The organism is Huaxiibacter chinensis, assembly GCF_022171985.1.
In the GTDB taxonomy this organism is placed as follows: Bacteria; Pseudomonadota; Gammaproteobacteria; order Enterobacterales; family Enterobacteriaceae; genus Enterobacter; species Enterobacter chinensis_A.
The window spans coordinates 1-14,174 of sequence record NZ_JAJVHF010000012.1; the positions used below are offsets into that span (position 1 = coordinate 1).

The following is a 14,174-nucleotide window of genomic DNA, read 5'->3' on the forward strand; positions in this document are numbered from 1 at the left end:
GGGATAACGCAGCAGTCACATTAATATGATTACATAGGCTGAAAGTGCCCTTTCTATCTTGCACAAAGAGGTGACATTTTAAACTTGCTTTGACAGACGGTATGCTAGCTAAATTCAGATATCGACTGTGACCAAACCCCAAATAGATATGTCCGCGCTGCAGTCTCAACATACCGACCACTGCTTTCTAATTATGAGTCTCATGACGGCATACCGAACCCGGATCCTTCAGGACGTTATCGACCGTCGTCTTACCACACGTCTTGCAGCAACCCGGTTTGGGATTTCTGACAGTCACTTCCGCCGTTTGCTTCAACGTTACCGCGAACACAAACAGTTTTCAGTTGTTAACCGTCATCGTGGAGAGCCTGGCAACCGACAACTGCTGCCGGGCCTCGCTGGACGTGCACTGCGTATTTGATTACTCCTGGAGTCAGTAATTCGTCACAATGTCGCTCTGGTTATCAGTTGCCCCGTACTTTTTTACGTTACCCCTGGTAAGTTTTAATACAAACCTCTGGTCTGCACGCCAGAGGTTTCTAAGTTGTCCATTCACCAATAAACATACGCCCAATGCGACCATCAATCCTGTATGCCATTTCGTGCGGCATGCAGGCCTGAGAACAACTTCTGGTTGAATTCTGTCTTTTAGAACCCTATCATTCATGTACGGCGTTAAACCGTACACCGCCTGATTACCATACCCTTACAGGCTCGAAGCCTGAGAATGACCCTAAGCTCAAACGCTTACACTTAACGAGCAGTTGACCGCCCTACTTTTATCACGGGTGGTCGAGGAGAAAGACCATGTCAGCATTGAAGAAACAGCGCATCGATCTCAGATTAAACGAGGATGACAAAAGCATGATCGAAGAGGCTGCGGCAATGACTAACCAGTCAATTTCACAGTTTATGGTGAGCACCGCCTCTGAACGTGCAGCGGAAGTTATCAACCAGCATCGTCGACTGATCCTCAACGAGGCGTCGTGGAACCTCGTTATGGATGCAATCAGTAACCCACCGGCACCGAACGACCGACTGAAACGAGCTGCTAAGCGTCTCCAGAATTTGGAGTAATGACGTGGACGTTTTAAAGATAGCGATTTTTTCTGAAGACGTTAATTATGATCTCAGCAACTTCGATTGCGGTGAAGCGTATCTGAATACTTTTCTCACTGACCATCTGAAACGCCAGCATATGGGTAAGGTTTTACGTGGTTACGTGCTCACCACGAGAGAAAATAAACCCCGTGTTATGGGTTATTACACTTTGTCAGGAAGCTGCTTTGAAAAGGAGTTTCTGCCAAGTAAAACGCAACAAAAACGCGTGCCCTACAAAAACGTTCCGAGTGTGACTCTGGGACGTCTGGCTGTTGATAAAAGCCTACATCGCCAGGGCTACGGAGAAGCGCTCGTGACGCATGCCATGAAGGTGGTGTATCACGCCTCTCAAGCGGTCGGCATTCATGGAATGTTCGTTGAAGCGCTTAACGACAACGCCAAAAAATTCTATCTTAATCTGGGATTTGTACTGCTCAGGGGAGCAAACGGGAACACCCTCTTCTATCCAACCACAGCGATAGAGGAATTATTCGACGGCAAAGAAGCTAACGCAGGATAAAGGCCCCGAAATGTGGGGCTTTTTCATTACAGTAAGGAAGACTTTACCTTACACCGGGCTGTACGATCCCGTTGATAAGCGTTGCGAAAGCCTCCACAGCCTCATCATGCTGCATGTTTCCACGCGTAATCGCTACGGACAACGCTTCCCCAGCGCCAACAAGCCCTACGCAAATTTTCTGTAACACCGTTGGGGCCATATCCACATGCGGTGTCAGAACAGAGACAAACATGGCGACGCAGTTATCCAGCAACGCCTGGAAAACCACCGCTTTTTCTTCACTACCTGCCAGCGCGGCGCCAATGATGTGGAATTCACCCGTTTTGTCTGCGGCACAATGGATATAGGTGCTCGCCAGGACCTGTGAAGTTTCCTGAGCATTGTTATGTGTTCTGGACATCATTTCAGCGAAGGTTCTGACTCGTTCTGTATCGATCCATTTATAGAGTTCGATTAACAATGCCGAGCGGGTTGGAAAATGATCGTAGACCACAGGTTTAGAAATGCCTGCACGCTCGGCTAGCCGTCCCAGAGTCAGGTTATCGAGATCTTCCTCGCGTACGATGAGAAGCGCGGTTTCAAGAAGCTGCTGGCGCCTTTCGGCTCGGGTTAATCTTTTAACCGGAGACGTGAAGAGAGGGTCGTTCTTATTTTTCATCGATCACTATTCCTTCAGCTACACAAAAATTTAACCTACTAAAAGTAGCTTAATATCGAAAAGCGGACTACCTTTCCTACTAATAGTAGCTTATCACGTAAATGAGGAAAAACGCCTATGTCCTTTAATCCTATACTTTTATTGGGTGGTTCTGGTTCTATCGGCAAGCAGACTGCGCGGGCACTTCGTGCGACTTACCCGGATGTTCCGCTTCTGATTGGCGGTCGGGATTTAACCAGGGCCCAGCGTGCTGCGGCAGAGATTGGCAACGCCCAGGCTATCGTGCCGGATATGAACGCGGCAGAACTGGGTCTGGAAGATAAACAAATCAGTGCGGTGGTCGTTCTCTACAAGGATCATTCTCTTGCCAGTTTGCGCTTCGCCCTGGCGCGGGGAATACCTCACCTGAGTATCTCATCCGGGGTATTCGAAATTGCCCCAGAAGTCGCAAGCTTCATGCAGTCACCCACTGCATCGGCGGTGGTGCTTGGCTATGAATGGCTGGTAGGCGCAACAACCGTTCCCGCGCTCCATCTGTCAAAATCCTTCGCTCAGGTCGATGAAATTCGCATTGGTGCGCTGGTCGATGAACAGGATACCGGTGGGCCGGCGGTGGCCGAAGATTTTGAATATCTTAGCCGGTTGATGCCTGCCGCGCTTTCGCGCCGTAACGGAAACTGGATATGGCGGGAAGGTGATGAGGCAAACGTGACTTTCTCAGCGCTCGATGGCAGTAAAATTGACGCTGCCGGCTTTTCTTCCATCGACGTAACGGGGCTGGCAGCCGCGACAGGCGCACCGAGCGTTCAGTTCAATCTCGGCAAGGGGATCAGTTCGAGTCGGCGCAAAGGTGGGGCATTATCAACGGAAATCCTTCTGGATCTTTCTGGTCGCGATCACACCGGGCAGACGCTTCGTACAAGGCATGCGGTCGTGCATCCTGGCGGTGCGGCTCCCCTCACCGGAATGGGAATTGCCTTGCTTCTGGAGCGCTTGATCGGGCTGGATGGCCAACCCCCTGTCACGCCAGGCCTGTACTTCCCTTATCAGATTCTGGATGCGTCGCACTACTTAGCCCGTCTGGCACAAGAAGGCGGCGAGGTTGTGCAACTCCCCCTCCCGTAAACAATGCTCAGTCATATCCGGCGAGGCAGCCGTATGCCCGCCGGTGTTTACTCGTTGCGAATCAGATGCGTCATGATCCTTATCAGGAAGACCCGGCACGGGCTATGTTCGAACATGTTCCGTTTACTGCCCGGTTTTGCCTTGTTTCGACTGTTCTGACTTCCCGAATTTCGCGGTTTCACCATGCCCATGTTCACCGGAACCCTGCACGCGTTTTAACTGGATCACGTCGCCTTGTTGCCAGGCATTGGCACCCGCAATGACCGGATGAGCCACTATCTCCTTGCGCTCACTCTTCACGGTTTCAGTACTCACCTTGAGCCGACGATCTCTGTCTGCCTGTAACGCGGGATCAAGTTGTCCGTCTGCGGTAAAGCCCATCATCAATGCAGGAATACCGAGCGGCAACGTCTTATCTCGATCGGTATGCCATGTATGCCAGGTTTTACCGTACGTATTCACGATTTTACTCATCAACGCCTTGTCTGCCACTGCGGGAAGACCCGGCGCGATCAGGCTACCGGATTTCACTTCATATTGATGGCTGTGCCACAATTTTTTCTCCTCAGGCGGGAGTGTCCTGAACAAACGTTCACTGATGATGTACTCAACGCCCATCAGCCGGGCATCTTTGGTATTGCCGTCGTAGATCACGGCCTGCATCACATCATCGTTCAACACGGTCACATAGTGATGGGCTTCCATTTGCCCGTTCTTATCACCGTTGTAAAAATGAAAACCATCAAGATAGGTACTGATTGCATCAACCGGAGGTCGGGACTGCAAGACGTTTGCTCCCGTTTCCAGCGTACGCATCTCAGCAGAGGTTTTATCACCCGGGATATCCGTTTTAGGCGGTGTGTTATTTGCGCCGCATCCGGTTAAGATGAGGCTTGAAAAGAGGATTAAAGAGATTGATTTCACAGGCTCTCCCTGGCAAAAGGTTTGTTATGAACATAGTTCATCCCCGCCACTTTAGCCGCAAAAGATCTCATTTTAATCCCAGGCCGAAACGTGAAGCCGAATCGGCTAATCTTAAGGTAAGCCCGCTGACAGGAGAGAGAAATTGGCCGACTGGAACCCTTCCCTTTATTTGCAATACGGTGCCGAGCGTACCCGTCCCGCGATGGAATTGCTCGCCAGAGTGACACTGGATGACGTCACGCATGTGGCCGATTTAGGCTGTGGGCCTGGAAACAGTACGACGCTGCTACGCCATCGCTGGCCGTCTGCCCGGATAACGGGCGTGGATAATTCGCCGGCGATGCTCGAGCAAGCTCGCGTTGCCCTGCCCGACTGCCGCTTCGTTGAGAGCGATATCAGCCAGTTTCGACCTGAGCACCCTTTGAGTGTGATCTTCGCCAATGCGTCACTGCAGTGGGTTCCCAATCACTACGAATTACTCCCGCATCTGGTGTCATTGCTGAAAATGAATGGCGTGCTGGCTCTCCAGATGCCTGATAACACCATGGAGCCTACCCACGTCGCTATGCGCGAAGTGGCCTACGAGCAAGGGTATCCCGACCGGAGTCGCGACGCTTTGCCCGGCGTTCACGCCTATTACGATATTTTAACGGATGCGGGATGCGACGTGGATATCTGGCGCACCACCTACTATCACAAAATGCGTTCGCATCAGGCGATTATTGATTGGGTCAGCGCGACGGGATTACGCCCCTGGTTGCAGGACTTAAGCCAAAGCGAGCAAATAAACTACCTGGCGCGTTATCAGGAATTACTGGAACAGCAATATCCGCTCCAGGAGAATGGGCAGATATTGCTGGCATTTCCACGTCTGTTTATGGTCGCCCGGCGTGAACCCTAGTCGTCAGGCGTGGGCTTCTTTAAGCAGTTGCTGGATGACCTGCTCCTGTTTTTCTTCATTGCCTTCGCCAAAAGAGACATAACGAAGCTGCCCTTTTGCATCAAAGAAATAGTGCGCTGGCCAGTATCTGTTGCCGAACGCGTTCCAGATGCGGTAATTATTATCGGTGACGACTGAGTACGGCAGTTGCCATTTTTTTACCGCTTTCTCAACGGACTGGCGCGGTTTTTCCCAGGGGTATTCGGGGGTGTGAACGCCAATAACCGTCAGACCTTGCGACTGATATTTATTGGCCCACGCGCGTACTAACGGCAGCGTGTGCTGGCAGTTAATACAGTCCCAGGTCCAGAAATCAATCAGCACCACCTTCCCTTTGAGTTGCTCAGACGTGACAGGGTCACCGTTTATCCAGCCTGTCCCTCCCTCAAGTGAAGGCAGTGAATGGGATGTCACAGGTTGCACAACAGGCTGTAATTTCGCCGGCGGGGTTGCCTGCGGTGCCAGGCGCAGCAGCTGGTTTTCAAGGGTGTCTGCCACGCCATTCGCCCCTTGAAGCAGGCTATTCATTCCCGTGGCGCTTAATACCACGGCACTCAGCATCACCACGCCAGACCCGCGACGTAACGTATCCATCAGTGCGGAGCGTGCTTTTAACGGGGCTAACAGCCTTTGTCCACCCAGCCCCAGCAACGCCAGCATAACTGCACAACCGGCGCCATAGGCGATTAATAATGAACCGGTCGCCACCGCTGAATGCCCCGCAATTCCCAGACTGAAAATAGCCCCCAGAATCGGACCGGCACAAGGTGACCAGAGCAACCCGACGGCGAGACCGGCTAAAAAGGCCGACGCGATCCCGGCCGTTTTGTTACTGTGAAAATTAAGTCTGTTACCCAGATTAACCGCGGGCTGCGCCAGCCGCTGTGCGAAAGACGGGAAGATCAGCGCCAGCGCCGCAAAGGCGAAGAATACCAGGGCGATACCCCTTCCGTACGCCGTTGCTTTTACGATCCAGTCGCTGGCGACGGTGACCAACATAGCGACGACGGTAAACATCACCACCATACCCAGAAGCAAGGCAATGATGTGCTGTCGTTTGCCGCGAAAACCAGCAAATAAGAGTGGGATCACCGGGAGCGTACAGGGGCTGAGCAGGCTGACCATCCCCCCGAGAAAGGCAATGAGAAGAAACATAATGACCTCACGTAACAGTTATCTGCGAAATGCAGTGAGGTCATTTCATCGTATAAGTGTATTCAGATGATGTTCTGCGCTCGCCCTTTTGTCTTCTCGCGTATCCAGACGGCATTCAGATACAAACGGGTACAATTACAGGTTCGACAGGGTAACGGACGCATCAAGCCCACCTTGCGGACGATTGGTCAGCGTCAACGATCCTTGAAGCTGTGCAATTAACTGCGCGGCGATGGCCAGCCCAAGCCCCGTTCCCCCCGTATCACGATTGCGGGAGCTTTCAAGGCGATAAAACGGTTGCAGCACGGCGTCCTGCTCGTCTTCCGGTATGCCAGGGCCAATATCCACCACGTGAATAACAATGCGCGAAAGATCGCCTGTGTCCAGACTGATATCCGCACGTTCCCCATACTTGAGAGCATTATCTATTAAGTTCGTCATGACTCGTCGGAGCGCCTGAGGTCGGGTTCTGAAAGGTAACCGTCCATCCGGTGCGATAAAGCTCACGTTCTTGCCGGTATCCCGGTAGTCACAGACGATGCTGTCTATCCATGCTGACAGATCGAGCCTGACGGGCGGTTCTTCCAGTGATTCTGATGAACGGGCATACGCAATCCCTTCCCGCACCAGACGCGTCATGTTATCCAAATCCTGCATAAGCTTTTCGCGAAGTTCAGGCTGATCGGCCATTTCAACACGCAGTTTCATTCGCGTAATCGGCGTTTGTAAGTCATGTGATATTGAGGCCAGGATTTGGGCGCGTTCTTTCAGATAGAGCTGTATTCGTGCCTGCATGGCATTAAACGCCCGGGCTGCGCGGCGTACCTCTGCCGGTCCCTGCTCACTCATCGGCTGGTGTGCGGCGGGCTCCAGCGAATCGACGGCTCGGGTAAAGAGCGAAAAAGGCCGTACGACCTGTTTAACGGCGATCCATGAGCAGAGCACAATGAGTAAGAGTTGCAGGATAAAGACGACCGGCAGCCAGCTGGCGACCGGTGGCATTCGAGGAGTCAGGTCCAGGGTTAAAGGCGAACCGTCGCTTAACGTCACATGCGCCTGGATGTGCGATACCGGTCCGGGTATGGCAGTAAAACTCAGCGGATAGCGATCGCCAAGCGTGTCGCGCAGGCTGCGAATGGCATCCTGCGAACGTTTATCCTGTGGCGGTTTTCCCGGTTCGCCGGGGCCAAGAATATAATGATAGTTGCCCCGCTCCAGCTGCGGCAGCCACTGTGCACGTTCACCAGCAGGCAGGCGGTCAAGGATGGCGACGCTTGTTGCAACGTCATTTTCAAGATTGCCAAGCATCACATTGCGCGCGCTGTGCATTCGTTCAACCATGACCAGCGTCAGGCTAAGCGCGTTCGCGAGAACCAGCCCGGCAAACACAATGATCAGCAAACGGGAGAGTAACGATCGTGGCCAGAGCGTCATTCGTTATACTCTTTGATCACCACCGGCATGGCCAGTACATATCCCTCGCTGCGTACCGTTTTGATATAGGCGGGGGTTTTGGCATCCTCGTTCAGACGCTGACGTACCCTGCTCACCAGAAGATCGATAGAGCGTTCAAAAAGCTCGGCATCACGGCCCTGAGTCAGGTTCAGCAGCTGATCGCGCGTCAGTACCCGTTGAGGATGATCGAGGAAAACGCGGAGCAAACGGTATTCCGCACCGCTCAGGGCCACAATCATGCCCTCCCGATCAATCAGGTGTCGTGACACCGTATCCAGCTCCCATTCGCCAAAAGCGATCAGACGTCCGGCCTCGGTCACCTGGAGATTCGGTGGCATGGTCCGAAAACGCCGCAGAATGGCCTTGATTCGTGCCAGCAATTCGCGGGCCACGAAAGGTTTCACCACATAATCATCGGCCCCCATTTCCAGGCCTACTATCCGGTCGGTCTCTTCGTTGCGGGCGGTAAGCATCAGAATCGGCAGATCCTTATGCTTACCGCCGCGCAGCTGACGACACAGCGTTAAACCGTCGTCGCCGGGCATCATCACGTCCAGCACAACCAAATCGATATGCTGTTTGTCCAGCACAACACGCATCTCTTTGCCGTTAGCGGCGCCCGTCGCGTGATAACCCGACTTCACCAGATAATCGACAATCAGTTCACGAATATCCCTGTCGTCATCAACTACAAGGATATGATCAATATGGTCCACCTGACGCTCCTGAAAAAAGAGATAACGTATTGAAAATAGCACAACTCAGAGCTTGTCAGCATCCACGACCGCTTTGACGAAATCCTGCGGATCTTCCTGCGGCGGGTTATGACCTACGTGAGCACCAAAGGTACGGTGTTCATACTTGCCGGTGAATTTACTGGCGTAAGTTTTTGGGTCCGGATGCGGTGCACCGTTATTGCCGCCTTCAATAGTGATCGTCGGCACATGGATAGCGGGTAACGCCGCCAGTTTCTGTTCATATCGATCGTATTGCGGCTCACCTTTTTCGAGACCCAGGCGCCAGCGGTAATTACTGAGGGTCACGGCGACATGGTCCGGGTTATCCAGCGATTTGGCGCTCGCATTGAAGGTTTTATCGCTGAACTTCCAGTCTGGCGAAGCCTGGGACCAAATCAATCGCGCAAAATCATGGGTGTTTTTGGCATAGCCCTGAGCACCGCGTGCAGTGGCGAAATAGAACTGATACCACCATTGCACTTCAGCCTTAGGCGGTAAGGGTTTTTCACCGATCGCCTGACTGCTGATCAGATAACCGCTGACGGATACCAGCGATTTCACCCGCTCTGGCCACAACGCGGCCACGATATCCGCCGTTCGGGCACCCCAGTCGTAACCGGCGAACACGGCCTGTTTAATATTCAGGGCATCCATCAGATCGACGATGTCTTTAGCCATAGCAGAGGGTTGACCATTTCGCGGCGTACTATCAGACAGAAAACGGGTCGTGCCGTAACCCCGAAGGGAAGGAACAATCACCCGGTAGCCTTTAGCCGCAAGGGCTGGTGCCACCTGAGCATAGCTTTGAATATCGTAGGGCCAGCCGTGTAACAGAATGACCGGCTGACCATTTTTAGGGCCAATATCGACATAGCCGACGTTGAGCACGCCTGCGTTTATCTGATGAAGCTGATTAAATGCGGAGGCGGTATCGCCTGCCATCGCTTCTGCCTGACAGGACAGGACGGTACCAAGAGAAAGCGTTAAAGCCAGTGTTGAATAAGCCAGTTTATTGAACATGTTGATATCTCCGATTGAGTGCATTTCACGGGGATATCTCATCAATTTTTTGTATTCGTGAGATGTGCAAAAAGGTCTTTTTTGCATGGCTGTGTATGTGAAAACGCCTCAGATACACTGTGATACAAAGCCGCAAAGTTCAGCGTAAAATTCCCTGACGAACAAAGTCGTTTGCCTTACAGGGTGATGGCCATATCAAAACAGCGTAGATCCGCGCCTGCCAGCCGTGAGGGATAAAGACTCTCCTTCAGGGTAACAAAACCCATTTTTTCGTAAAAGGACTGCGCGTTTGGCGTGGCGGCGAGGGTAACACAGGCGATCTTCCTGCCCCGCGCTTCCTCCAGTAAAACGGCCATAATTTGACGGGCGTAGCCCTTGCCTGATGCGGATGGCAGAGTAAAAATTGCCTCGAGACTGTTTTGCGTCAGATCCAGATAACCGGTCGCAACAACCGTACCGTAGTTATCTTCAGCAACGTAAAAGGGATATTCGATGACCCTCTGGCGATAAGTGTCCGGCATGATATCGGGCGTCCAGCGCGCGATGACGTCCGCGGGATAGCTCTCTTGACAGCCGTGGCGGATCGCCTGATTACGTATATTCCACAGCGTTTCTGCTTCCTGTGGTACTGCCCGTCTGATGGTCATGCCTGCCTCTGCAAATTCTGGTAGCCCGTGTATTAATGCTTCCCGGCACGTTATGTGGTAATCATGAAAATAGCAGAAGGCAAACAAAAACATAACGCCAAATATTGGAGATGCTGCCATGTCGATTCCCACGTTGGTTACCGAACGGTTGATACTGAAACCGCTTGAAGCAGAAGACGCTGCCCAAATCCAGGCGCTCTACCCCCGCTGGGAAATTGTGCGCTATATGGTCTCAAGCGTCCCGTGGCCCTATCCGGATGACGGCGCCCGCCACTACGTCAATAATGTTGCGCTCCCTGATATGAAGAAAGGCATCGCCTGGTTCTGGACGCTGCGTCGACAGGAGGAGCCAGAGCAGCTTATTGGCTTAATTTGTTTGTATGACGTTGAAGATAATAACCGCGGTTTTTGGCTTGCTCCGGAATGGCAGAGTCAAGGCTATATGCGTGAAGCGAGCATTGCGGCAACGGATTACTGGTTTAATACCCTGAATAAGCCGGTATTACGTGCGCCGAAAGCGGCTCTAAACCAGCGATCGCAGCGCATTTCAGCCAGTAGCGGCATGCGGCTCATCAGAACGGAAAAGAAAGCCTATGTTAGCGGGGAACTGGACTCCGAACTGTGGGAGATTACCCGTGAAGAGTGGAACGCTTTACGGCGTTCCACTGGCGATCAGGTCAACTGATAATATTTATCGGGCAGAATTCGGGCGGGGATCGTTTGTTCATCGTTCATTTGCAGCAGGTCGATCTCCATTGCATTGCAGATGGCATCCAGCGGCAAATCGTTATTCTCGGTACCGAACGGTTCCTCCAGCTCTTCTGCCAGCGCATCCAGCGAGATAAAGGTGTAGGAGATCAGCACCGACACGAACGGCGTCATGTAGTGCAGGTCAACGACCAGCGCGAAAGGAAGCATGATGCAAAAGAGATACACGGTGCGATGCAGTATTAACGTATAGGCAAACGGCACGGGCGTATTGGCGATGCGCTCGCATCCGGCAAGCACAACGGACATATCGTTCAGGCGATTATTCAGGCTAATAAAAAGAATATCTGACAGCTGCCCTTCCCGGCGTCTTTGCGCCAGCCACTCCCCCATAATCAGCAGAATACGGTTCGACGGTGAATTGGACGCCATCGCCGCACGCAGATGATCTGGCGATAAATAGCCTGCAAGCTGGTCTGCCTGAGGCTGTCTGCGCAATGTCATTCGCAGACAATGGGCGAAGGCAATTTGCAGGCGAACAAATTCACCAAGGTGCGGATCGTCAGGCAGCGTATTTTTTACTTCGCGAAACAGCGACCGTGACGCTATCATCAGCTGCCCCCAAAGTTGCCGGGCTTCAACATAGCGCGAATAACAGGCGTTGTTACGAAATCCGAGAAATATCGCGATGGCGACGCCCAAAATACTGAACGGTGCGACGGTAAATTTTATACCGAGCGTGGTGTACCAGGGCAGCATCACGATGACCGCAAGCGATAACAGGAAGTTGAGAAACAGCCGGGTCGAGATTTTAGGCAAGACGGATCCGTGCCAGACAAAAATCAGGCGGAGCCAGTGGTGTTGAGGACGAACGATCATAGTCAGCTTCAGGCAAGAAAAAGAGCGCGGCTATTAAACGTGATCGACGTCACGGTTGCAAGCTTGTTAACAAATGATGGCCCATTCCCTTCTGCAAGACACGCTATGCACTGATGTTGAAGTGGTGATTTAACCAGGAAGTTCATTGTATGTTGTAACTAATATCTCTTTTTGAAAAACCCGGCCGAAACCGGGTTATTTTGTTAGCAAAGCGGCTTAACGGCAGCCCGCATTCCTTGCAGTAAAATGGCGTCCAGGTCGAGCGTTACTTGTTCTACCAGACCTTTTACGTTGGTCAGGTCTTGTTCCCAGTGTTCGCTAACGCTTAAAACCGCCCTCACCAGTTCGCTGGTGCTGATCTGCTTATCATGATGCTGCGCCCATAGCTGCTGGTAACGTTCGAGCCAGTGAGCCTCATCCTGCACCGGATAACGTTCACCGTTACGCTCGCCGCGATAGAAAGCAATCAACGCGGCCAGAGCAAAGGTCAGACGCGCCGGTAGTTGCCCGGTAGCGTTCTGCCCTGCTAACAGCTGCGGCAAAATACGGGTGCGGAATTTCGTCATGCCATTGAGTGAAATCGACAGCAACTGGTGCTTAATGTATGGGTTCTGGAAACGGCCTGTCACCGCACTGGCAAAGGATTCCAGCTCGTTTTTCGGCAGATCGAGTACAGGAATAATCTCCTGATAAATCGCTTTCTCGACAAAGGCGCGGACAGCGTCGTCGTTCATCGATTCACCGACAGTATCCAGCCCTGCCTGGAATGCAACGGGAACCAGCGCGGTATGCGCCCCGTTCAGAATGGCGACCTTGCGTTCTTTATACGGTTTAATGTCATCAACGATGAGCACGTTCAGGGGATACTTGTCCAGACGCAGTTCGCGGGCGAGCGATTCAGGCCCCTGAATCACAAACAGGTAGAAATGTTCAGCTGTATCGAGGAAACCGTCGTGATAGCCCAGTTCTGCTTCCAGCGCGGCCACTTCATCACGCGGATAGCCGGTCACAATGCGATCTACCAGCGTTGAACAGAAGGCATTCGCTTCATCCAGCCAGGTTATAAAGGCCTCGGGTAACGCCCACTCCTGTGCATAGCGCAGAACCAGCTCATGCAACGCGTCACCGTTGTAATCAATCAGTTCACACGGAATGATAATCCACCCTTTGTCTTTCGCCCCGTTGAAATGCTGGAAACGTTCAAACAGCAGACGCGTCAGCTTGGCGGGATAACTGACGGCAGGCGCGTCGTCGAATTTATCCTCAGCGTGATAGCTAATCCCCGCTTCGGTCGTATTAGAGAAGACAAAACGCATTTCTGGATTGTGTGCCAGCTTCAGGAACTCGTCATACTGACCGTATACGCTAATCTCACGGTTCACCGACCGGATCAGGCGTGCATCGCTGACCGCTTCGCCCTTCTCATTAAGTCCACGAATGATGGTGGTATATAAACCATCCTGGGTGCTCAGCGAAGGCGGAAAAGCGCTCTGAATGGGGCGCACTATCACCACGCCAGCATTCAGGTCCGTGTGTTCATTCAACAGATCAATCTGCCAGTCCACAAACGCCCGCAGGAAGTTGCCCTCACCAAACTGAATGATACGTTCAGGATAGAGAGCACCGGGGAAATCGCGACGGTTGAGTGTGTTCACAAAGAGGTTCCTTTTTTTAGTGGTCATACAGCCTGATAAGATTGGTCCAATAACTTATCAAACTTTTCTACCAGGAAACCCTGTTTTGATCAAAGCATGTTGTAATGATGAAAAAAGATTACAGGAACTTATAGAACACGGTAGTGCCCGTCATTTCCCCATCCGGCATCAGGGCATAGCGCGGGATCTCGCCTGATTTCTGCCAGCCTGCACGTTGATAAAATGACTCTGCCCCGCTTCCTGTTGCGGTATCCAGCACCAGAACGGTTTTACCCTGCGCGCGGGCAGTCGCTTCCAGCGCATCCATCAAGAGCATTGCAATCCCCTGACGTCGGGCTTTCTCATGAACTAACAGTTTGGCGACATCGGCGCGGTGCGGTTGGTTTTCGGGCTGATCGGTGACGAGCTGAACGGTGCCGGCTAGCTGATGGGTTTCGTCTTTACATACCAGCACAGTGCGTTCCTGCCGTCCGACGCTTTCAGCGATGGCAGACCAGAACTCCCCGGCACGAGACAGACTTAAAGGCATCATAAAGCTCACCGACGCCCCGCCATTGACACAGTTAACAAGAATATCGGCAAGGGCCTGGCGATGAGAGAGGATCTCCTCCCGGGAGAGAGAATGAACAGTGAATGCGGGCATGGTAAGG

General features: G+C 52.5%; 16 protein-coding genes. 6 read left to right on the top strand and 10 right to left on the bottom strand.

The window, feature by feature from the left end; translation table 11 throughout:
• Positions 1 to 202: 202 nt before the first annotated feature.
• From LZP96_RS19435 to LZP96_RS19445, 3 genes are all read left to right on the top strand, one after another.
• Entirely contained in the window at positions 203 to 421 is a 219-nt protein-coding gene (locus LZP96_RS19435) for a helix-turn-helix domain-containing protein (RefSeq protein ID WP_071892502.1), read from the top strand.
• 386 nt (positions 422 to 807) lie between these two features.
• Positions 808 to 1,077, top strand: coding sequence for a type II toxin-antitoxin system TacA family antitoxin (locus LZP96_RS19440; protein WP_064326121.1), 270 nt, complete (start codon positions 808 to 810; stop codon positions 1,075 to 1,077).
• Positions 1,078 to 1,081: 4 nt separating this feature from the next.
• On the top strand, positions 1,082 to 1,621 hold the full coding sequence (locus LZP96_RS19445) for a GNAT family N-acetyltransferase (protein WP_064326120.1): 540 nt from the start codon (positions 1,082 to 1,084) through the stop codon (positions 1,619 to 1,621).
• A gap of 43 nt (positions 1,622 to 1,664) precedes the next feature.
• Here the strand turns inward: LZP96_RS19445 and LZP96_RS19450 are convergent, their stop codons facing one another.
• On the bottom strand, positions 1,665 to 2,279 hold the full coding sequence (locus tag LZP96_RS19450) for a TetR/AcrR family transcriptional regulator (RefSeq protein ID WP_071892373.1): 615 nt from the start codon (positions 2,277 to 2,279) through the stop codon (positions 1,665 to 1,667).
• 117 nt (positions 2,280 to 2,396) lie between these two features.
• Here LZP96_RS19450 and LZP96_RS19455 point away from each other — a divergent pair, with 117 nt between their 5' ends.
• Positions 2,397 to 3,404, top strand: a complete 1,008-nt coding sequence (locus LZP96_RS19455) for a Rossmann-fold NAD(P)-binding domain-containing protein (protein ID WP_064326119.1) — start codon at positions 2,397 to 2,399, stop codon at positions 3,402 to 3,404.
• A 123-nt stretch (positions 3,405 to 3,527) separates the two neighbouring features.
• Here LZP96_RS19455 and LZP96_RS19460 read toward each other — a convergent pair whose 3' ends face one another.
• Positions 3,528 to 4,328: an OBAP family protein gene (locus LZP96_RS19460; RefSeq protein ID WP_064326118.1), complete on the bottom strand. Its 801-nt coding sequence runs from the start codon at positions 4,326 to 4,328 to the stop codon at positions 3,528 to 3,530.
• A gap of 142 nt (positions 4,329 to 4,470) precedes the next feature.
• Between LZP96_RS19460 and tam the strand changes: the two genes are divergently transcribed.
• Positions 4,471 to 5,229 carry a trans-aconitate 2-methyltransferase gene (tam, locus tag LZP96_RS19465; RefSeq protein WP_064326117.1) on the top strand — a complete coding sequence of 253 codons (759 nt, stop codon included), beginning with the start codon at positions 4,471 to 4,473 and terminating at the stop codon, positions 5,227 to 5,229.
• Between the two features lie 3 nt (positions 5,230 to 5,232).
• On the opposite strand, the gene LZP96_RS19470 is transcribed toward tam, so the two are convergent.
• From LZP96_RS19470 to LZP96_RS19490, 5 genes are all read right to left on the bottom strand, one after another.
• A complete protein-coding gene (locus LZP96_RS19470; protein WP_064326116.1) occupies positions 5,233 to 6,423 on the bottom strand; it encodes a cytochrome c biogenesis protein/redoxin in 1,191 nt (396 codons plus the stop codon).
• A gap of 135 nt (positions 6,424 to 6,558) precedes the next feature.
• A complete protein-coding gene (locus tag LZP96_RS19475; protein WP_064326115.1) occupies positions 6,559 to 7,857 on the bottom strand; it encodes an ATP-binding protein in 1,299 nt (432 codons plus the stop codon).
• Complete coding sequence (locus LZP96_RS19480; protein WP_064326114.1) at positions 7,854 to 8,594, bottom strand: response regulator; 741 nt, start codon at positions 8,592 to 8,594, stop codon at positions 7,854 to 7,856. Before LZP96_RS19480 ends, LZP96_RS19475 begins: the two co-directional genes overlap by 4 nt.
• A 45-nt stretch (positions 8,595 to 8,639) precedes the next feature.
• Entirely contained in the window at positions 8,640 to 9,635 is a 996-nt protein-coding gene (locus tag LZP96_RS19485; protein WP_064328128.1) for an alpha/beta fold hydrolase, read from the bottom strand.
• Between the two features lie 176 nt (positions 9,636 to 9,811).
• The gene (locus tag LZP96_RS19490) at positions 9,812 to 10,282 is read right to left on the bottom strand and encodes a GNAT family N-acetyltransferase (protein WP_064326113.1); all 471 of its coding nucleotides are present in this window, start codon (positions 10,280 to 10,282) and stop codon (positions 9,812 to 9,814) included.
• Between the two features lie 118 nt (positions 10,283 to 10,400).
• On the opposite strand from LZP96_RS19490, the gene LZP96_RS19495 reads away from it, so the two are divergent.
• Positions 10,401 to 10,967 carry a GNAT family N-acetyltransferase gene (locus LZP96_RS19495; protein WP_064326112.1) on the top strand — a complete coding sequence of 189 codons (567 nt, stop codon included), beginning with the start codon at positions 10,401 to 10,403 and terminating at the stop codon, positions 10,965 to 10,967.
• Here the strand turns inward: LZP96_RS19495 and LZP96_RS19500 are convergent.
• From LZP96_RS19500 to LZP96_RS19510, 3 genes are all read right to left on the bottom strand, one after another.
• On the bottom strand, positions 10,955 to 11,869 hold the full coding sequence (locus tag LZP96_RS19500) for a bestrophin family protein (protein WP_064326111.1): 915 nt from the start codon (positions 11,867 to 11,869) through the stop codon (positions 10,955 to 10,957). The genes LZP96_RS19495 and LZP96_RS19500 overlap by 13 nt on opposite strands.
• A gap of 203 nt (positions 11,870 to 12,072) precedes the next feature.
• Positions 12,073 to 13,524: a tagaturonate reductase gene (locus LZP96_RS19505; protein WP_064326110.1), complete on the bottom strand. Its 1,452-nt coding sequence runs from the start codon at positions 13,522 to 13,524 to the stop codon at positions 12,073 to 12,075.
• A 118-nt stretch (positions 13,525 to 13,642) separates the two neighbouring features.
• Positions 13,643 to 14,167, bottom strand: a complete 525-nt coding sequence (locus tag LZP96_RS19510) for a GNAT family N-acetyltransferase (protein WP_064326109.1) — start codon at positions 14,165 to 14,167, stop codon at positions 13,643 to 13,645.
• Positions 14,168 to 14,174 lie beyond the last annotated feature (7 nt).